The sequence below is a fragment of the Kitasatospora sp. NPDC101108 genome, from assembly GCF_055584725.1.
This window is the reverse complement of the sequence record NZ_JBVJLM010000022.1, coordinates 20,404-39,255: the sequence shown is the minus strand read 5'-3', so window position 1 is coordinate 39,255 and position 18,852 is coordinate 20,404. Positions and strand designations below refer to the sequence as shown.

The window sequence follows — 18,852 nt, the reverse complement described above, 5'->3', positions numbered from 1 at the left end:
GCTCAATGACCAGGGGTTCACTTCCGGGGGTGTAGCCAGCTACACCCCCTCAGGCCTCCCGCCAGGTCCGCTTCAGTTCCGCCCACCGCCGCGCCTGCTCCGGCGTCAGGGCGTCGCGCAACTCGGCGAGCTTGAGCAGCTGAGCCTCGGCGTCGGCGCCGAGCGGTTGGGCCTCGGCCCGGTAGTGGTCGGAGAGCAGGGCGTCCAGTTCGGGCCGGGTGAGCGCGGGGTCGAGGCGCTGGGCGAGCTTGGCCATGTTGCGGTAGGAGCCCTGGAGCAGGAACGGCGGCTCGGTGCGGGCGCGGTCGTCCTGGGCGGCGGAGGCCAGGTAGGCCCGGTTGACGGCCAGGACGGTGCCGCGCAGGTGGAGCAGCCCGGCCAGGACGGCGGTCATCCGCTCCACCTCGGCGGCCGGCCAGGCGCCGGCCAGGGTGCCGCCGGGGGTGCCCGCGGCCCGGGCGAGCAGGGTGTCCAGGTCGGCGCGTTCGGCGGTGGCGAGCGGAGCGAGGTGGGGGTTGGCGGGCAGGGAGTTCTCGACGAAGCTGAGCGCGAAGAGGTCCTCGCGCCCGGCGACGGCGTCGCCGAGGTTCCAGACGTCGGCCCGGTTGGCGAGCATGTCGGGCAGCCGGAAGAGCCGGCCGGACTCGGTGTACGGGTTGGCGGCCATCACCACGGCGAATCGCTTGCCGCGCAGGTCCCACTCGCGGGCCTCGCCGTCCCAGACGCCGTCGATCCGGCGCTGGGCATCGCACAGCGGGATGAAGCGCTGCAGGAACTCGGGCGAGGTGTGCTGGACGTCGTCCAGGTAGAGCAGCACGTTGTCGCCCGCGTGCAGGGCGAAGTTGAGCTTCTCCAGCTCGCGGCGGGCGGTGGCGTCGGGGGCCTCGGCCGGGTCCAGCGAGGTGACGCGGTGGCCGAGCGCCGGGCCGCTGACCGTGACCAGCAGCAGGCCGAGCCGCTCGGCGAGGTACTCGACCAGGGTGGTCTTGCCGTAGCCGGGCGGGGAGACGAGCAGCAGCAGGCCGCTGCGGTCGACCGGCCCGCCGGAGTCGACGGTGCCGAGCTGCTTGGCGAGGTTGTCGCCGATCAGCGGCAGGTACACCTGGTCGATCAGCCGGTTGCGGACGAAGCCGTTGAGCGGTGCGGGGCGGTACCGGTCGAGGCGCAGCCGGGCGTGCTCGGCGGCCAGCAGCTCGCCGCGCAGCCGCTGGTAGGCGCGGTGTCCGGGCGCCTCGACGGTCTCGAACTCGCGGACGCGCGCGAGCAGTTCGTCCAGTCGCAGGTCCAGGGCGCCGCCGGAGATCCGCGGGTGGTCGCCGAGCAGTCCGGTGAGCCGGGTGGCCACGGCGCCCTCGGCGGGGCGGCGCGGCAGGGAGGGGCAGAGCAGTACGGCGGCGGCCTCGGCGAGGTCGCCCGGGTCGGCGTCGGGTGCGGCCGACTCCAGCCAGGCGGCGGCCAGTTGGCGCCGGGCGGGGAGCAGCGCCGGGTCCTCCGGCAGGGCGGCCAGCGCCTCCGTGAGTCCGGCGGACTCGGGGGTGGCGTGGAACTTGTCCAGCAGGGCGGCCGCGCCCGCCGAGTGGACGAAGGCCGGTGCCGCGGCGGTGAGTTCGGCCACCAGGTAGCCACCGGCGTCCGCCACCTCCGGCACGAACTCCGCGACGGCGCCGGACAGTTCGGAGGCGAGTGCGGCCAGCGCCGGCACCGGCCCGTACGCCTGGCGGGCGAGGCCGAGGGAGCGGGCCCGGGTGTGCCAGACCAGCCGTCGGCGCTCGTCCGTACCGTGCGCCCAGTACAGCTGGGCCGCCGCCCGGGTGGCCGCCGAGTGGCGCAACAGGCCTGCTTCGGCTGCGAGTTCGAGCAGGGCGCGGAGCACCAGGGCGGCGTCGTGGTCGTGCACCCCGCGCTGGTAGCCCTCGTCCGGGCGCTGTTCGGCGGCCCGGCGGACGTACTCCAGCAGGTCGTCCCGGTCCGCCGACCCGTCCACCGCCAGGGAGCCCGACAGCGCCTCCGCCGACAGCGCCTCCGCCGTCAGCGCGTCCGGAGCGGCGGCCAGCAGCAGGCTCCCGGCCAGGTACTCGGCGCGGTAGAGCGCGGGCGTCTCGGAGGGCAGCGGCCGGTCCCAGTACCGCTCGGTGGCGGCGAAGGCCGGGTCGGTGACGGGCGAGCGGTAGTCGGTGCCGGCGAGGGTGAAGGCGGGCCGGCCGCGCCAGGGCAGCAGGGTGAGTTCGGGGCGCTGGGTGGTGACCGCGAACAGGTGGCGGCCCAGTCGCAGGGTGCCGGGGCCGTCCCCGGCGAGTTCGGCGCGGTCGCGCAGGGCGCGGTGGGCTCGGCCGCGGGCGGCGCGCAGCCGTCCGGTCAGCTCCTCGGCCCGGACCCGGTCGCCGAGTTCGGTCAACTGCCGGGCCAGGTCGCGCAGTTTGACGGCGGTCGGGTCGGCCGCGAGCGTGGTCTCGATCTCCTCGGGAGTGTCGAGGGCGTCGAGGCGGCGGTGCAGGGTGTCGAGGACGCGCTCGGCGGAGGCGGCCAGCCGGTCGGCCCGGCGGGCCCGCTCCTCCAGCAGGTGCTGGCGGCGGGCGGAGAGCGCGTCGTGGATCCCGGTGCGGCGCTCGGCGAGCTGCTCGCCGAGCGCCGGGTCGGCGTCGGCGAAGCGGGTCTCCAGCTGCTCGACCCGCAGCAGGAGCCGGCCGAGCCGGTCGTCGCAGGCCTCCGGGGTGTCGGCGGCGGCGAGGGCGGCGGTGACGGCCTGGGCGAGCAGCGCGGTCTCGGCGGCGAACTCGGCGGCGGCCTCGCGGGTGCGCAGCTCCCGGCGTCGCACGGTCAGGGTGGTGCGGGCCCGGTTGAGCAGCCCGAGCACGTCGGCGAGCCGGTCCAGGATCGCGGTGCGGGTGGTGGCGTCGGCCAGGTCGAGGGTGCCGACCAGCTCGGAGACGGTCTGCAGGGCCTCGCTCTGCTCGCCGAGCCGCTCGGCGAGCGGTTCCGCCTCGGCGGCGGTGGCGATGGCCGCGCTCTGCTCGGCCAGTTCACCGGCCCGGCGCCGGTGCGGCTCGAAGGCGGCGGGTTCGGCGAGCTGGACCACCGCCCGGTCGGCGGCTTCGGCCAGCCCGGCGGCGAGGTGCTCGGCGAGTGCGTCGATCCGCCGCCCGTCCACCCGCGGCAGGTCGCGCAGCGCCTCGACCCGGCCCTGGGCGCGGCGCAGTGCGGCCAGCCGGTCGACCCACTCGGCGGCGTCGGCGAGGGTCTCGCCGCGCGCGGTGCGCAGCAGGCCCTCCACGTGCTCGGCGGTCTCCTCGGTGCGGGCCGCGGCGTGGGCGGTGAGCCGGGCGATCGCCTCGTACTCGGCGATCACCTGCCGGGCGGTGTCGCGGATCTCGGCGAGCGGCGCGGCGAGGTCGCCGAGGCCGTCCTGGCCGAGCCAGTGGTGCCGGTCGGTGGTGCGGGTGCAGGCGGCGAGCACGGCCCGGTGCCCGGCCGGGGTGTCGGCGCCGGCCGCGGCCAGCCGGGCCAGGGCCAGGCAGTCGGCCAGGCCGCGGACCAGGTCGGCGTTCCCGATCCGGGCCAACGGGCCGGTGCCGGGCGGCTGTTGGGCGGCGTGGCGCTCGCTGGTGAACGGGCTCCGCCACAGCTGCACGGGGTGCAGCCGGGTGGGGCCGTCTTCGGCCGGGCGCAGCGCGACCAGGGTGCCGTCGTCGAGCAGCGCGTAGCCCTGGCAGGCGAGCGGGACGGCGGCCTCCTGGCGGACGGAGTTGTACGGCTGGAGCAGCGCGTGTCCGTCGACGGCGGAGCGGAACTCGTACAGCACGTCCTCGCCGTTGGGGGAGAGGAGGGTGCGCTCGTACTCCAGGCCGTCCACCGGCTGGTCGAAGACGCGCACGGTGCCGTCGGCGAGGTGGCAGCCGCCGGGGAAGGCCACGCCCTGGTCGGCGGGCAGCCGCAGGCAGGCCCGGCCGAGCGCGTCGATCCTGGTGACGCGGCCGGTGGGCAGGTGCACCACCAGGTGCCGGACGGTCTCCTCCTGGTACGGGCGCACCCGCACCAGCAGCAGGGTGGCGAGCCGGGCGTGGGCGATCCGGGCGTCGGCGAGGGTCTGCAGGGCCTCGGCGAGCGGCTCGTGGTGGAGTTCGCGGCCGTCGGGGGTGGTGAGGGTGAGCCGGCCGCCGTCCACGCCGAGGTGGAGTTCCCCGGCGAGCTCGGCGCGCGGCGCGGTGCCGGGGGCGGCGGGCAGCTGGTCGTCCCGGGTGAGGGGCGTCCAGTCGAGCTGCTGGCCCTCGGCGGGGGTGTGGTCGCGCTCGCCGTGCCCGTCCTGGTAGTCGGCCCGGTCGTCGTCGAGGCGCCAGCGCAGCACCCGGACGTCGGCGGCGGCCGGGCCGGTGCGGAAGACGGCGAGCAGTCGGCCGCCGACCGGGCGCAGCCGTTCCAGCCGGGCGTCGCGGAAGTAGCGGCGCAGGTCGGCGAGGTCCTGGCGCAGCCGGGGGTCGTCCAGCAGGGTGCCCTCGGCGGTGGCGGGGGACAGGTCGGGGTGGTGGAGGCCGAGGACGTCCCCGGGGCCGTCGGCGTCCCTGGTCCCGGCGGGCCGGGTGCCGAGCAGCAGCATCCCGGCGGCGGCGGTGAGGTCCTGCGGCAGGCAGGGCCGGGCGGTGGTGAGCCGCCCGGTGCCGGTGAGCCGCAGCTCCCCGCCGCCGAACTCCTCGACCCGGCGGGCGTTCAACGCCTGGGCGCGGTCGGCGAGTTCGGCGGCGGCCCGGGCGAGCCGGTCGCGCAGGACCTCGTAGGTGCCGGCGTCGAGCCGGGTGTCGGGGGCGTCCACGGTCAGTTCCTCGGGTGCTCGGGGGCGGCCGGTCATCCGGCCGCCCCTCCGGGTCGTTACTTGGAGCCGTTCACGGAGGCGGCGGACAGCGCCCCGATCGGCGTCTCGGCGATCCCCAGCTTCTTCGCCGAGTCCAGCAGTTGTCGCAGCTGCCCGGCCTGCTCGCCGCCGCTGCCGATCAGCTGGAGCAGCAGCGCGGAGACCGTCAGGTTCTGCACGTCCGCGGTGGACACCGAGGACAGCACCCGGGTGAGGTCCTCGGTGAAGTCGGCCCGTCCGTCCAGCCACGGCCCGGCCAGGGTCCGGGCGGTCTGCGAGTGGCCGACGAAGGCGTCGACGCTCCTGCCGGCCGTCACCGACTGCACCAGCTTGTCGAAGAACACCGAGTCCCCGCCGACGATGTCGATCTTCGCCTTCTCCAGGCCGGTCGCGACCAGCGCGGCCTGGGCCTCGGCGATCTGCCGCTGCGTCTCCAGCCCGGCGAGGCGGACGTCCTTCTCGGCGGCCAGCCGCAGCCGGTACTCCTCGTGCTCCCGCGAGGCCTCGTCCAGCTTGGCCATCGCCGCGGCCTTCTCGGTCAGGCCCTCGGCCTCCGCCTTCAGCCTGGCGCCGACCTCCAGCGCGGCCGCCTTGGCCTTCTCGGCCTGCACGGCGGCCTCGGCGCGGCCGACCTTCTCCACCGCCGCGGCCTCCTGCTCCCGCACCTGCACCCGGGCCAGGCCCTCGGCGGCGGCCTCGGCCCGGACGCCCTCGGCCAGCTTGACCTTGGCGGCCGCGTCCAGCTCGGCGGCCTGCTGCCGGGCCTCGGCCAGCACCAGCGACTCGCGGGCCTTGTGCGAGGCGGCCTGTTCGGCGGCCTCGGCGGCCTTGATGTCCTTGACGAGCTTCTCCTGCGCCTCCGCCTCGGCCTGGATGACGACGGCCTTGCGCATCCGCTCGGCCTCCTCGGTGGCCCGCAGCGTCTTGACGGCCTCCTCCTGCTCGGCGACCGTGCGCTCGACCGCGACCCGCTCGCGGACCACGTCGGCGACCTCCCGGCGGCGGGACTCGACCTCCTTGGTCTTGGCCATCACGGCGAGTTCGGTCTCCCGCTCGCGGCCGACGACCTCCAGCAGCCGGTCCTTCTCGATCCGCTCGTTCTCCACCGCGATCACCCGCTCGCGGTTCTTCTGCGCCACCGCGACCTCGCGGGCCTGGTTCTCCCGCTGCACGCCGAGCAGTTCCTCGGTGCGCAGGAAGGCGGTCTGGGCGTTGAGCCGCTCCTCCTCCTGCACCCGGGCGATCACCGCGTCCTCCTTGGCCCGCAGGGTCTCGATCTCGCGGCGCTGGCGGATCTCGGCGTCGGCCTGGCGGCGTTCGAGCTCCAGGACGGTCTCCCGGGCGTCCACGTTCTGCCGGGTGATCTCCTTCTCCTCGTTGCGCTGGTACTCGTTGGTGCGCACGTGCTCGATCGCGGTGAGCTCGGTGATCTTGCGGATGCCCTGGGCGTCCAGGATGTTGTCGCCGTCCAGCTGGCTCATCGGGGTCTGTTCGAGGTGGTCGATGGCCGCGTCCTCAAGGGTGTAGCCGTTGAGGTCGGTGCCGATGACCGCGATGATCTGGTCCCGGAACTCGTGCCGGTGGGTGTACAGGTCGGTGAAGTCCAGCTGCTTGCCGACGGTCTTGAGCGCCTCGGCGAACTTGGCCGCGAAGAAGTCCTGGATCGCCTGCGGGTCGCTGGCCCGGGCGGTGCCGATGGACTGCGCCACCTTGACGACGTCCTCGACGGTCTTGTTCACCCGGACGAAGAAGGAGATCCGGATGTCCGCCCGGATGTTGTCCCGGCAGATCAGGCCGTCCCGGCCGGCCCGGTGGATCTCCACCGTCTTCGCCGTGATGTCCATCAGCTCGGCCTTGTGCAGGATCGGCAGGACGATCGCGCCGGTGAAGGTGACGTCCACCTTCCTGGTCCGCGAGACGATCAGGGCCTTGCCCTGCTCGACCTTCTGGAAGAGGCGGCCCACGAAGAGCAGGACGGCGAGCAGGATGAGCAGTACGACGGCGACGAGTACGCCGAAACCCACGGCGATGGTGTCCATCACGGAGTCCTTTGACGAGATGGTGGTGCGAAGTGGTGGGTGGATCGTTGGAAGCGATGTGGCGTCAGAGGCCCGGCGGGGACGGGTCGAACGGCGCGACCAGGAAGTGCTCGCCGTCCGGGTCGTAGTCGTAGATCAGCGCGGTGCGCCCGGCCGTCAGTCCCGGCTCGGCGTCGGCGGTGCGGACCTGGACGGTCGCGGTGGAGCCGTCCTCGGCGGTCACCTCGGCCTGCCCGAAGTCGGCAGTCACCCGGCCGGTGCGGATCACGCAGACCCGGCCCACGAAGTCGGCCCGGGTGACCGGCCGGTCCTCCGGGAAGAGCCGCCGCAGCGGCCGGACGAGCACCCGGGTGCCCGCCCAGGAGGCGACCAGCGCGACGGCGAACACGCCGCCGCGCGCCGGTGCCCCCGAGGTGAGGACGGTGCCGGCCAGGCTGACGAACCAGGCGAGCGCGACCAGCAGCGAAACCGCCACCGTCACGGGCACCCCGCCCAGCCCCAGCCCGTCCAGCACGCCCCCGTGGTGGCCGTTCCCGTGCTCGGAACCGTGGGCGCTCCCCCCGCCGGTGCTCCCCCCGCCGGCACCGTGCCCGCCGGGCGTCCCGTGGGCCGCGTGCCCCCCGACACCGTGCCCCCCGGCACCGTGTCCGACGTGACCCACCGGGCCCACGTGCCCGGCGTGCCCGGCGTGCCCGGCACCCGGGTGGTGCCCGACGCCGTGCCCCCCGTGCACGGCGTCGAACCCCAGGCCGCCGATCAGCATCAGCAGCCAGTACCCGACCACCACCAACAGCGCGAAGCTGAACAACGCCGTCGGAAAGGCCAGCGCGGCCGCGAAGAAGTCCCCCGTCCCGGCCATGCTCCCCCGCCCTTCCGGCGGCGCCGCACATCGGCGCCGGGGAGATCATGGCAGCGGGGGAGGCGCCCGCACATTGCCAGGATCCGGCAATCTTTACGGCCTTTTGACACCCTGGTACGCGCGTTCCCCGTGACACTGCAACAGGCGGGCAACAGGACGGCCCCGGGCAGGTCATCGGCCGTTTGCCGGGCCGTTCGAGGACGGCCCCTACAGCGGCTGCTCCGGCCAGTTCAGCAGCCGCGCCCCCATGGCCGCCGTCTCCAGGGTGAACCGCTGCAGCGCGTCCGCCGGGTCGTACCCCGTGAGCACCTTGATCCGCTCCAGCCGGTAGCCGAGGGTGCGCACGCTCAGCCCCAGCCGGCGCGCCGCCTCCGCGTTCACGTACGCCGCCTCCGCCTGCACCGCGATGGTGTCCAGCAGCGGACGGGCGCCGCCGCGCGCCTCGGTCAGCGGGCCGAGCACGCTGCGCACCAGGTCGGCCATCGCCGCCCGGTCCCGCATCAGCACCGGGAAGACCAGCAGCTCCTCGGCCTTCAGCCGGCAGGCCGGCAGGTCCAGCCGCTGCGCGTAGTCCAGTGCGTCCAGCGCCTCGTCGTAGCTGCGCAGCACCCCGCTCGCGCCCGAGTGCCGGCGCCCGGTCGCCACCCGCAGCACCGGGCGGTAGCCGGGGCCGGGGCGCAGCGTCAGGTCCGCGAAGGCGTCCAGCACGGCCCGCTCGGAGTCCGGGGCGATGCACACCAGCCGGCCGTCCTTGCTGGCGAGCAGGACGTCCCGCTCGCCGAACCGCCCGGCCAGCTCCCGCTCCACCCGGTGCACCATCGGATGGACGTCCGCGAACGGCTCGTCGCCGACCGCCACCGCCACCGTGTACGCGCCCGCCAGCCGCAGCCCGAACCGCTCCGCGCGCTCGGCGAGCAGGCCGAGGTCGCTGCGGCCGTGCAGCAGGTCGTCGATGAACTCTCTTCGGGCGGCCTCCTCCTGACGGACCGCCAGGCGCTGCGAGCGCTCGTGTCCCTCGCCGAGCGCGGCCAGCGCCGCGTCGGTGGCGGCCAGCACCGCGTCGCCGGTCCGGCGCAGCTCGCCGACGCTGGCCGCGGCCGTCGCCCCGGGCAGCGTCTGCCAGGCCCGGCGGGCCGCGGCCAGGCAGTGCGAGACCACCTCGCGCAGCCCGTAACCGGCCTCGGCGCACTGCTCACCGAGCCGGCGCAGCCCCTCCAGCTCGTCCCGGCGCAGCAGGCGCCCGGTGCGGGAGACGTCGGCGAGCAGGACGAGGTACGCCTCGGCCAGCTCGGTGGGTATGTCGCAATCGTCCGTCTCGGTCACCGTGTCCTGCCCACCCCGTGCGGCCTGAATTTCGGGCGGTGAACCCTATCAGGGTCCTCGCGGCCGGGGCTCGCGCCCTACCGCTCGCGGAAGTGCAGCACGAAGCGCGCGCTGCTGCCGTCGATCCGCCGCCGGACGTACAGCGACGGGGTGCCGTCCGGGGTGCAGCTGACCCCCTCGCGCACCAGCAGCGGGGTGCCCGCGGGTACGTCCAGCAGCTCCGCGTCCGCGAGGTCCGCGCCGATCGCGCCGAAGGCCCGCCAGTCGTACTCCAGCTCCACCCCGGCCGCCCGGGCCAGGTCCCGCACCAGGTTCCCGGCGTGCCCGGGCCGCACCAGCTCGGCGGGCAGCGGCCCGAACGGGACCCAGTAGCTGCATGCCGCCCGGGCCCGCCCGCCGAGGCGGATCACCGAGTCGAGGCGGGACAGCCCGCCCGAGGCCCGGCCGAGCTGGCGGGCGGCCTCCTCGTCCTCCGCCGAGCCGGTGACCGGCGGGGCGGCGACCACGAACTCGCCGTCCCCCTGCTCCCCCTCGGGCAGGGCCTCGTGCACGCTGCCCAGGTCGAAGCGCTGGCTGCGCGGGTCCACCGCGATCGAGACGCGGACCGCCGGCGGGCGGACGAAGGTGCCCACGCCCCGGCGGATCTCCACCACGGCCGCCCGCTCCAGCTCCGCGACGGCCTGCCGTACGGTCAGCCGGTTCACGCCGAACTCGGCGCTCAGCTCCGGCTCGCTCGGCAGCCGGGCGCCGGCGGGGTAGCCGCCGGCGTCGATCCGCTCCTGGAGCCGGCGGGCCAGCCGGCGGTACAGCGGGGTGTTGGGGGGAGTGCTCGGGAGGTTCGTCGCCACGCACCCGATCCTACGAAGCCCACGAAGCCGGCGGCCGCCGCTCCGGCTCGCCGTGGCGGCCCGGCGGGAGTGGGATGGAAAGGTGCTCCGAACCCCGGCGGGGGATTGGACATCTAGACGTCTAGATGTCCTACTGGATGCCCTCTCCCCTCCGTGTGCGGCTCCACCGAAAGGCCTCTCGCATGTCCCTGGTCAACTTCCGCGACCCCGCCGTCCTCAGCGACCCGGACGGCCTGCGGATCCGCCCCGGCGTGCTGTACCGCTCCGCCCAGCCCTACCCGGCCGCCGACGAGGCCGTCGTCGCCCAGCTGCGCTCCTGCGACATCCGCACCGTCGTCGACCTGCGCGACCCCCGCGAGATCCGGCCCGCCGACTGGGCCGCCGCCGAAGCCGCCGGGATAGCCGTCGTCGCCGCCCCGGTCAACCCCGCCACCGACGTCCTCACCGCCCACATGGCGACCATGACCACCGCCGCCGACCTCGGCGAGTTCTACCTGCTGCTCGCCGAGTCCGCCCCCGAGGCCGTCGCCGCCGCCGTCGAGGCGGCCACCCGCCCCGGCGCCGTCCTGCTGCACTGCGCCGCCGGCAAGGACCGCACCGGGCTGCTCACCGCCCTGCTGCTCGACCTCCTCGACGTCCCCGCCGAACGGATCGTCGACGACTACGCCCGCACCGCCGACGCCCTCCCGCAGATCTTCGCCAACCTCGCCGAGCGCCACCGCACCGCCCTCAACGGCAGCGGCACCAGCCGCGTCACCGACTCCCAGGGCCGCCACCTCAGCATCCCGGCCCCCCTCCTCCAGGCCCCCGCCGAGGCCATGTCCGTCTTCCTCACCCACGTCCGCACCCGCCACGGCGGCGCCGCCTCCTTCCTCCCCGCCTGCGGCATCCCGGCCGCCACCCTCACCGCCTTCCGCACCAAGGCCGCCGCCCCCACGGCCTGAGCAAGGCCCGCTGTCGGGGCCCGCGTCTACGCTCGGGGGCCATGAGCTACTCGGGCATGTGGTTCCTCGTCCCCGCTCCCGCCACCGCGATCGAGCGGCACGGGCCGAAGCTGCAGGCGCTGCTCGACGGGCACGCGGCGCAACCGGGGAAGGTCGCGCTGCGGCGGCGCTGGGAGCAGGGCGAGGGGCTCGGCGCGGACGAGCTGGAGGCGCTGGTGTCCGGCCCGTTCGGGCAGGACGTCAACGGGCTGTACGACGCCTGGAACGACTGCGGTCCGGAGATCGGGCCGGCCCTCTGCGTCTCCGCCCGCAACCGCTACCCGGTGCTCGGCCTGGCCCACGCCCTCGGCCCCGAGCGGCTGGCGGGTCTGCCGGGCTGGTTCGGCGACCTGGTCCTCACCCCGGGGGAGGTGCGGGTGGCGCTGCCGGCCGTGGAGGGGGTGTTCGACCTGGACGGGACCGCACGGGCGGCGGCGAGGGAGCGGGCGTACGAGGTGCTGGGTGACTCGGACGACGTCCCCGCCCTGTTCGACGCCGTCGTCCCGGTCTGGCGGGCCGCCGTCGAGGCCGGCCGCGGCCTGATCGGCGCCCAGCTCATCCCGTGACCCCGGCGAGGGGACACCTCAGACGTCCCGCCGCCGTACCACGACCACCGTCACCGCCACCGAGACGACCGCCCACGCACCCATGGTGATCCACGAGTCCAGCACGCTCGGCGCCCACTTGCTGATCGTGGAGTTGGAGTCGGGGTTGTAGGTGAGCCGGTTGACGGTGGCCATCGGCAGGTGGCTGCCGATCTCGTTGAGCCACCGGTAGCGGTCCCCGCCGAACATCAGCGGCAGGATGAAGAGCAGCATCACCAGCGAGACGATCGAGGCGGTGGCGTGCCGCAGCAGTGCGCCCAGGGCCATTCCGATCAGCGCGCAGACCGGCACGATCGCCGCATAGGCGATGACGGCCCGGAGGCTGACCCCCTGGGTGATGGAGAGCCCGACGTGCCGGGAGGCCAGCATGGCGTTGCAGGCGAAGAAGGACACCGTGGACACCACCGCCCCGGCCAGCGCGGTGATCCCGCCGATCAGCAGCACCTTGGCGGCGATCACCCCGCGCCGGTCGGGCACGGCGGCGAAGGTGGTGCGGATCATGCCGCTGGTGTACTCGCCGAACACGGTGATCGCGCCCAGGCTGCCGGCCGCGATCGCCATCACGTAGCAGGCGATGCTGCTGAGGCTGTGGTAGAGCGCGTCGTAGCGGTACGGGGGGAGGCCGGGTACCGGCCGCGGCGGGTGGTCGATGTACGTCAGGTCGGAGTGGACGGCGTTCAGGTTGATCCCGATCGCCACCAGCGAGGCCAGTGCCAGCACCCAGTACGTCGACCGCAGCGAGCGCAGTTTGATCCACTCGGCGGCGAGCAGGTCGGTGAACCGGGGGGCCGGCTCGGTGGCGCGGGCGCTCTCCGTACGGGTCAGGGTCATGGTGCTCATCGGGCCTCTCCAGCCAGGTACTCGACGCTGTCGGCGGTCAGGGACATGAACGCCGACTCCAGGGACGACGTCCGGGAGGCGAGCTCGTGCAGTACCACGCCGTGGCACCGGGCGAGTTCACCGATCCGCTCGGCGGGCATTCCGGTGACCACCGCGAACTGCGGCTCCACCTGGCCGACTTCGGCGCCCTCGGTGCGCAGGGCGTCGGCCAGCAGGGAGAGTTGCGGCGTCCGCACCGTCACGCTGGAATCCGCGTGGCGGGCCGAGAACTCGGCGAGGCTCTCCTCGGCGATCAGCCGGCCGCGGCCGATCACCACCAGCCGGTCGGCGGTGTGCTCCATCTCGGCCATCATGTGACTGGAGACGAAGACCGTCCGCCCCTCGTCCGCGAGCCGGCGGAACAGCCCGCGCACCCACAGCACGCCCTCCGGGTCCAGCCCGTTGAGCGGCTCGTCGAAGAGCAGCACGGGCGGATCTCCGAGCAGGGCGCCGGCGATGCCGAGCCGCTGCTTCATGCCCAGCGAGTAGCCGCCGATCCGCCGCCCGGCGGCCTTGCCGAGCCCGACCTCGGCCAGCACCTCGTCGACCCGCCCGAGCGGGATCCGGTTGCTGCGGGCGAGCGCCGACAGGTGCGCCCTGGCGCTGCGCCCGCCGTGGACGTCGCCCGCGTCCAGCAGGGCGCCGACGTGCCGCAGTCCGCGCGGCCGGCCGGCGAAGGGCACGCCGTCGACGGTGACGGTGCCCTCGGTGGGCGTGTTGAGGCCCAGGACCATCCGCAGCGTGGTGGACTTGCCCGCTCCGTTGGGGCCGAGGAAGCCGGTGACGGTGCCCGGCCGGACGGTGAAGGTCAACTGGTCGACGGCCGTGGTGGCGCCGTACCGCTTGGTCAGTCGCTCGATCTCGATCACGGGGACAACGGTGCCGGTCAGGGGCGTGCCCGGGCATCGGGCGGCGGGACACAACCGGGAGCGGCCGCCCCCGCCCCCGGGATTACGCCCGCGGGCCAATGTGCCGCCGCCCGGCCCGCCGCTACCATCGCGTCATGATCATCGAACCCCGCCCGCCCCTGCTCAGGCGCCTGCCCGCGGGCGTGTGGGTGGGGGCGTTCTGGACGGCCGTCGTGGTGTTCCGGTTCTTCACCCGGGTCGACGAGATGCGCCTCCTCTTCGAGTACCACGGCAACGTGGAGGACATGCCCCTGGTGGTCACGGCCGTGGTCACCACCCTGGTGGCCTTCCTGCTGGTCCGGTTGCCGCTGGCGGCCGTCGCGGTGGCGCTGGCGGGCGGCGTCTACGCGCTCGGGATGTGGGGCGTCCCGGAGACGGCTCCGGTGCAGTTCCTGATCGCCGAGACGGTGGTCGCCTACTGCGTGGCCACCCGGTCGCGCCCGGTGTCGACGACCGCGACGGCGATGCCGCTGGCCCTGCTCGCCGGGCTGTCCGTCTGGGGCGCGGTCAACGGCTACCCCGTGAACCCCTACGCCTACGGGGGCCTCGCCGCGACCGTGCTGATCGCCTGGCTGATCGGCAACACCGTCCGCCAGAGCCGCTCCCACACCGAGGCCCTGCGCGGCCGTGCCGCCGAGCAGGTCGTGACCGCCGAACGGCTGCGCATCGCCCGGGAGTTGCACGACATGGTGGCCCACAACATCGGCATCATCGCGATCCAGGCGGGCATGGGCAGCCGGGTCATGGACACCCAGCCCGCCGAGACCCGCAAGGCGCTGGAGGCCATCGAGGCCACCAGCCGGGAGACCCTGGCCGGGCTGCGCCGGGTGCTGGGCGCGCTGCGGCAGGGCGAGGGCGAGCCCGCCCCGTTCGAAGTCGCCCCGGGACTCGGTGAGTTGGACCGCCTGGTGGAGAAGGCCGCGGGCGCCGGGGTGCGGGTCGCTCTCACCCGCGGCGGCGAAGCCCGTGCCCTGCCGCCCGAGGTGGACCTCGCCGCCTTCCGGATCGTCCAGGAGGCGGTCACCAACGTGGTCAAGCACTCCGGCACCCGCGACTGCCACGTCACGGTCGACTACGGCGCGGAGCAACTCGCCGTCACCGTCGTCGACCTGGGCGCGGGCGCGCCGGCCCACTCCACCGGCACCGGCTACGGCCTGGCCGGTATGCGCGAGCGGGTCGCCCTGCTCCACGGCGAGTTCAGCGCCGGCCCCCGCCCCGGGGGTGGCTTCCGGGTCGCCGCCCGTCTGCCGATTCCCGCTCGGACCGAAGCGTCCGCAACAGCCGCCCCGGAGGTGGGACCGTGATCCGCGTCGTCCTGGTCGACGACCAGCCGCTCATCCGCACCGGTCTGCGAGTGCTCATGGCCGACGCCCCCGACCTGGAGGTGGTCGGGGAGGCCGGCAACGGCGCCGAGGCCGTCGAGCTGGTCACCCGGCTGCGCCCGGACGTCGCCGTGATGGACATCCGGATGCCCGGCACGGACGGCATCGAGGCGACCCGCCGGATCCTCGCCGACCCCGAGCTGCCCACCCATGTGCTCGTCCTCACCACCTTCGACGACGACGACTACGTGTACGGCGCGCTGCGCGCCGGGGCGAGCGGCTTCCTGGTCAAGGACCTCGCCCTGGAGACCATCCTGGACGGCGTCCGGGTGGTCGCCGCCGGCGACGCGCTGCTCGCGCCCGGCATCACCCGCCGTCTGATCGGCGAGTTCGCCGCCCGGCCGGACGCCTCCGCCCGGCCCCGGAAGTCCGCCGAGGGCATCACCGAGCGCGAGCGCGAGGTGCTCACCCTGGTCGGCCGCGGCCTGTCCAACACGGAGATCGCCGAGGAGCTCACCATCAGCGTGGCCACCGCCAAGGCGCACGTCGCCCGGCTGTTCACCAAGCTGGGCGCCCGCGACCGGGTCCACCTGGTCATCCATGCCTACGAGTTCGGCCTCGTCGCGCCCTCGTAGCGACGTGCGGTGGACAGCGCGAAGCGCCGGGGTGGGCCCACACAGCCCACCCCGGCGCTTCTCCGGTCCGGATCCTCAGGACACGTGACCCCTCAGGCCGTTCGGATCCGCCGGATCATCCGGTCCCCGAGCCGCCCCACGCTGCCCGGGGGCCCTGGTCAGGGGACGATCGCGTGCGAGATCTGGCAGCCGCTGACCGCGTTCGACCAGGTGCCCTGCATCGCGAACGACCCGGTCGCGAACGCGACGTTCTGCGAGCCGCCGGTGCCGCCGACGCCCTTCCACGCGCACTTGTCGGCGTTCTCGTAGCCGGTCGAGTCGGTCCAGCCGCCGGCCGGGTTCTGGTCGGTGACGGTCTCCGCGTACTCGTGGCCGAACACCATGGTCACGCCGTCGAGCAGGCCCGCGGTGCCGCTGTTGACGTAGTTCTGGCCGCAGGAGGTGCCCATGTCCGTCACGTACGGGTCGTTGCTGAACGCCACGTCACCGTACGGCGAGGTGGCCGCGCCGCCGCTCAGCGTGGTGTCGCCGTTCCAGTCGTGCCAGGCGCAGAAGTTGCCGGTGGAGGTGTTGAAGCCGTCCGGGTGGGTGCCGGTCGGCGAGAGCACGACGTACTGCACGTTGCGGTTGGACGCGGAGGTGGTGTTGCCGAAGTGCCCGGCGGCCTTGATCGCCTCGTTGGCGATCTGGTTGCCGGTGGCCTGGCCGGGGGCGGCGGCGGAGTTGTCGACCCAGACGCCGGCCAGCGCGCCGCCGGTCGGGTAGCCGACGTGCGCGGCGGTGGACGCGCAGGTGGTGGCGCCCTTGGCGACGCCCTCGCAGTACTGGGTCATGACGCCGGACCAGGTCTCGTTGTTGGTGCCGAGGCCCTTGAACAGCTGCTGGGCGCGGACGGCCTCACCCGACGGGTCACCGGTCAGCGTGGTGTAGCCGTTGGCATCGGTGCCCGCGGTGCCCCACTGGGAGCCCCAGAAGATCACGTACACCTTCGGCGCACCGGTGGTGACGCCGATGCCGTCGACCCCGCCGCCGTAGTGCAGGTTCGAAGTGCGCGTCGCGGCGGCCGAGTTGGCGTTGGCGTGCTCGGCCGCCTCCTTGGTGGGGACGGTGCCGTGCCGGTACGGGTGGCTCTGTCCGGCGAACTCGCTGCCCGGCTGGTCGGCCTGGGCGGCCGGGGCGGCGGCGAAGCCGGTGGCGGCCAGCGCCAGCGCGCTGAGCCCGGTCAGGGCCCGGACTCGCGCCCGGCGGGAGGTGGGGGACATGCCCATCGTGAGGGTTCCTCTCTCATGCCGACCGCACACCGGTAGGGCGCGGCGACACCGTGGGGGACAAAGGGGGAGGGGCGACGGCGGGCAAGCCGGTTGCCACCGACCGTTCGTCATGAACGACCGGTGAAGCGGGGATGGGGGACCGGTTCACTGCCGACGGCCGGAAGCAAAGCACCGCCGCCGAAACCGGGTCAACGGCGCCGAGAGTAAGACCAGCCCCAAGCGCGTCCCCGAAAAAGGTATCGAAAGTCAAAAGCCCCCAGCTGACGCCGCGTTGATGCGCGTAGCGACGGCGAATCTCAACAGTTGAAGGGGGCTTTTACACCGTATTGCCCCTCCCCACTACCTGCACGAACCGCCCACCCCGGCCCCCTTCCCACCCCCGGCCGAGTGCCCTACGGTGTCGGCACTCCGACCTCGGCGATCCGCACGATCCGGCCGTGCGGGTCCAGGACCACGTCGTAGGCGTTGCCGTGGCAGCCGTACGGGTCGGCCGGGTCGCGGTCGGCGAGGCAGTCGTTGAGGTGGGTGACCAGTTCGTCCAGCTGGACGGGCTTCGCCGCCTCCCCGTTCGAGCGGTCGACCAGCGTCGCGGTGACGCCGGACGCGGCGAAGCCGTAGTGCACGGGGCTGCCGGTGGCCCCGTAGCGGGGCGGCGTGCAGCTGAAGCGGGCGGGCTGGGCGGTGAGTTCGGCCGGACCGGCGGCGACCACGATCATCACCTGGTGGCCGGGGACGGCCGCGGGCGCCGTGCACTCCGGCGCGGAGGCGCCAGGGTCGGTGGAGGCGCCGGGGTCGGCGGGGTCGGCGGGGTCGGCGGGGTCGGCAGGATCCGCGGAGGCACCGGGGTCGGCAGGGGCACCGGGGTCCGCGGGGGCCGCGACCGGCCCCGCGGTGTAGGCGCCGTCGTCACCGAGGTCGTCGCCGAAGTCGATCTCGTCGTCCAGCGGTTCGTCCGCGCCGTCGTCGGCGAGGGCCGCGGCGGAGGACGCGGCGGCCACCGTCGGGCGGGACTCGGCGGGGGTGCAGCCGGTGAGGCCGGCCAGGGCGGTCACGGTCAACGCGGCTGCGGCGAGGAGGATGCGGGGCACGGCCATGGCACAAGTCTCCCCGGGCGGCGGTGGCGGTCGGCACCGGGGTGCACGCCGGGCGTGCCGAAAGGTTCCCGCCCCCGCCGGATGTGCGGATCCGGCGGGGGCGGGAGGTCTCGGGCAGGGCGAACGGTCAGGCCGCGACCGTCCGCTGCGCCTCGTACACCTCGCGCACCCGCGCCTGCGCCGCCCCGTCCGCGCCCAGGTGGTCGAGCCCGAGCAGCGCCGCGCCCAGCACCGGCGGCGCGACGACCACCCGCGGCTCGGCCAGCGGCGCGGCCCGCGCCAGACGGGCCGTCAGGTTGTCCAGCAGCAGCGGCTGGCGGGAGGCGAGCACCCCGCCGCCGAGCACCACCGGGGTCGGCGAGTCCAGCAGTTCCAGCCGTCCGAGCGCGACCACGGCGAGCCGGACGATCTCGTCGGCCTGCCGGTCGATCAGCTCCAGGGCGACGGCGTCCCCCTCGACCGCGACCGCGAACAGCAGCCGGACGATCTCGTGCAGCCGCGCGGCCGGCAGGTGCCCGAGGTGGACGGCCTCGGCGACCGCCCCGGCACTGGGCAGGCCGAAGTGTTCGGCGATGGCCCGGGCCAGCGCGGTGGGCCCGCCCCGCCCGTCCTCGGCGCGGACGGCGTGCCACATGCTGTTGACGGCGAGTCCGGAGCCGCCGCCCCAGTCGCCGGTGAGTTCGCCGAGCGCCGGGAAGCGGGCGGTGCGCCCGTCCGGCAGCAGTCCGACGCAGTTGATCCCGGCACCGCAGACCACCGCGACCCCGCGCGGGCCGTCGGTGCCGGCCCGCAGCAGGCCGAAGGTGTCGTTGACGACGGTGTTGCTGAGGCCCCAGGGGTGCGATTCGAGGGCGGTGCGCAGCGCCTCCTCCTCGATCGGCAGGTCGGCGTTGGCCAGGCAGGCGCTGACGTGGCTGGTGAGCACTCCGGCGGTGCCGGCCAGACCGGCGGCCGCGGCGGCCTGCTCGACCAGGGGGGCGAGGCCGGCCACGGCCGCGGCCCCGCCGACCTTCTGGGGGGCGAAGCCGCCGCCGCGGGCGGTGCCGAGGACGGTGCCGTCGGCGCCGATCAGGGCGACGTCGGTCTTGGAGTTGCCCGCGTCGATGGCGAGGACGCCGGACAGGAGCGGTTCGGGCTGGTGGGTCATCTGGTCCCCGGGCTCGTACGTGGCCCGGCCGTGGAGCCCCGGCCGGGGTGGTCGGTCTCCTCGCGGTGCCCGGCCCGCCGTCGCGGCGGGCCGGGC

14 protein-coding genes are annotated in these 18,852 nt (G+C 74.8%); 4 read left to right on the top strand and 10 right to left on the bottom strand.

The annotated features are described in order from the left end of the window. Positions 1-49 precede the first annotated feature (49 nt). From ACZ6Z8_RS32340 to ACZ6Z8_RS32320, 5 genes are all read right to left on the bottom strand, one after another. A complete protein-coding gene (locus ACZ6Z8_RS32340; protein ID WP_465613595.1) occupies positions 50-4,840 on the bottom strand; it encodes a DNA repair ATPase in 4,791 nt (1,596 codons plus the stop codon). Positions 4,841-4,860: 20 nt separating this feature from the next. Further along, positions 4,861-6,882, bottom strand: coding sequence for a flotillin family protein (locus ACZ6Z8_RS32335; protein ID WP_465613594.1), 2,022 nt, complete (start codon positions 6,880-6,882; stop codon positions 4,861-4,863). Between the two features lie 64 nt (positions 6,883-6,946). Next, entirely contained in the window at positions 6,947-7,741 is a 795-nt protein-coding gene (locus ACZ6Z8_RS32330) for a hypothetical protein (protein ID WP_465613593.1), read from the bottom strand. 207 nt (positions 7,742-7,948) lie between these two features. Next, positions 7,949-9,064: a PucR family transcriptional regulator gene (locus tag ACZ6Z8_RS32325; protein WP_465613592.1), complete on the bottom strand. Its 1,116-nt coding sequence runs from the start codon at positions 9,062-9,064 to the stop codon at positions 7,949-7,951. Between the two features lie 77 nt (positions 9,065-9,141). Next, positions 9,142-9,912 (bottom strand): GntR family transcriptional regulator, encoded by a 771-nt coding sequence (locus ACZ6Z8_RS32320; protein ID WP_465613591.1) that lies wholly within the window; start codon positions 9,910-9,912, stop codon positions 9,142-9,144. A gap of 182 nt (positions 9,913-10,094) precedes the next feature. On the opposite strand from ACZ6Z8_RS32320, the gene ACZ6Z8_RS32315 reads away from it, so the two are divergent. Together ACZ6Z8_RS32315 and ACZ6Z8_RS32310 are read left to right on the top strand one after the other, a co-directional pair. Next, positions 10,095-10,856, top strand: a complete 762-nt coding sequence (locus ACZ6Z8_RS32315; protein ID WP_465613590.1) for a tyrosine-protein phosphatase — start codon at positions 10,095-10,097, stop codon at positions 10,854-10,856. A gap of 41 nt (positions 10,857-10,897) precedes the next feature. Continuing rightward, entirely contained in the window at positions 10,898-11,461 is a 564-nt protein-coding gene (locus ACZ6Z8_RS32310) for a hypothetical protein (RefSeq protein WP_465613589.1), read from the top strand. 18 nt (positions 11,462-11,479) lie between these two features. On the opposite strand, the gene ACZ6Z8_RS32305 is transcribed toward ACZ6Z8_RS32310, so the two are convergent. Together ACZ6Z8_RS32305 and ACZ6Z8_RS32300 are read right to left on the bottom strand one after the other, a co-directional pair. Further along, positions 11,480-12,340, bottom strand: a complete 861-nt coding sequence (locus tag ACZ6Z8_RS32305) for an ABC transporter permease (protein WP_465613588.1) — start codon at positions 12,338-12,340, stop codon at positions 11,480-11,482. Continuing rightward, complete coding sequence (locus ACZ6Z8_RS32300) at positions 12,337-13,248, bottom strand: ABC transporter ATP-binding protein (protein ID WP_465613587.1); 912 nt, start codon at positions 13,246-13,248, stop codon at positions 12,337-12,339. The genes ACZ6Z8_RS32305 and ACZ6Z8_RS32300 overlap by 4 nt, the downstream gene beginning before the upstream one ends. Positions 13,249-13,382: 134 nt before the next feature. Here ACZ6Z8_RS32300 and ACZ6Z8_RS32295 point away from each other — a divergent pair, with 134 nt between their 5' ends. Next, positions 13,383-14,591, top strand: a complete 1,209-nt coding sequence (locus ACZ6Z8_RS32295; RefSeq protein WP_465613586.1) for a sensor histidine kinase — start codon at positions 13,383-13,385, stop codon at positions 14,589-14,591. Beyond that, positions 14,588-15,244, top strand: coding sequence for a response regulator (locus tag ACZ6Z8_RS32290; RefSeq protein ID WP_465613585.1), 657 nt, complete (start codon positions 14,588-14,590; stop codon positions 15,242-15,244). Before ACZ6Z8_RS32295 ends, ACZ6Z8_RS32290 begins: the two co-directional genes overlap by 4 nt. A 158-nt stretch (positions 15,245-15,402) precedes the next feature. Here the strand turns inward: ACZ6Z8_RS32290 and ACZ6Z8_RS32285 are convergent, their stop codons facing one another. The 3 genes from ACZ6Z8_RS32285 to ACZ6Z8_RS32275 all read right to left on the bottom strand — a co-directional run bounded on the left by ACZ6Z8_RS32285 (position 15,403) and on the right by ACZ6Z8_RS32275 (position 18,756). Further along, complete coding sequence (locus tag ACZ6Z8_RS32285; RefSeq protein WP_465613584.1) at positions 15,403-16,512, bottom strand: hypothetical protein; 1,110 nt, start codon at positions 16,510-16,512, stop codon at positions 15,403-15,405. A gap of 395 nt (positions 16,513-16,907) precedes the next feature. Then, positions 16,908-17,609 carry a hypothetical protein gene (locus ACZ6Z8_RS32280; protein ID WP_465613583.1) on the bottom strand — a complete coding sequence of 234 codons (702 nt, stop codon included), beginning with the start codon at positions 17,607-17,609 and terminating at the stop codon, positions 16,908-16,910. Between the two features lie 127 nt (positions 17,610-17,736). Continuing rightward, complete coding sequence (locus ACZ6Z8_RS32275; RefSeq protein ID WP_465613582.1) at positions 17,737-18,756, bottom strand: N-acetylglucosamine kinase; 1,020 nt, start codon at positions 18,754-18,756, stop codon at positions 17,737-17,739. Positions 18,757-18,852 lie beyond the last annotated feature (96 nt).

What these genes read in the sequence shown, in the direction of transcription:
- ACZ6Z8_RS32340 (WP_465613595.1), bottom strand. Translation starts at nt 4,840, where the DNA reads ATGACCGGCCGCCCCCGAGCACCCGAGGAACTGACCGTGGACGCCCCC.
- ACZ6Z8_RS32335 (WP_465613594.1), bottom strand. Translation starts at nt 6,882, where the DNA reads ATGGACACCATCGCCGTGGGTTTCGGCGTACTCGTCGCCGTCGTACTG.
- ACZ6Z8_RS32330 (WP_465613593.1), bottom strand. Translation starts at nt 7,741, where the DNA reads ATGGCCGGGACGGGGGACTTCTTCGCGGCCGCGCTGGCCTTTCCGACG.
- ACZ6Z8_RS32315 (WP_465613590.1), top strand. Translation starts at nt 10,095, where the DNA reads ATGTCCCTGGTCAACTTCCGCGACCCCGCCGTCCTCAGCGACCCGGAC.
- ACZ6Z8_RS32310 (WP_465613589.1), top strand. Translation starts at nt 10,898, where the DNA reads ATGAGCTACTCGGGCATGTGGTTCCTCGTCCCCGCTCCCGCCACCGCG.
- ACZ6Z8_RS32305 (WP_465613588.1), bottom strand. Translation starts at nt 12,340, where the DNA reads ATGAGCACCATGACCCTGACCCGTACGGAGAGCGCCCGCGCCACCGAG.
- ACZ6Z8_RS32295 (WP_465613586.1), top strand. Translation starts at nt 13,383, where the DNA reads ATGATCATCGAACCCCGCCCGCCCCTGCTCAGGCGCCTGCCCGCGGGC.
- ACZ6Z8_RS32285 (WP_465613584.1), bottom strand. Translation starts at nt 16,512, where the DNA reads ATGGGCATGTCCCCCACCTCCCGCCGGGCGCGAGTCCGGGCCCTGACC.
- ACZ6Z8_RS32280 (WP_465613583.1), bottom strand. Translation starts at nt 17,609, where the DNA reads ATGGCCGTGCCCCGCATCCTCCTCGCCGCAGCCGCGTTGACCGTGACC.
- ACZ6Z8_RS32275 (WP_465613582.1), bottom strand. Translation starts at nt 18,756, where the DNA reads ATGACCCACCAGCCCGAACCGCTCCTGTCCGGCGTCCTCGCCATCGAC.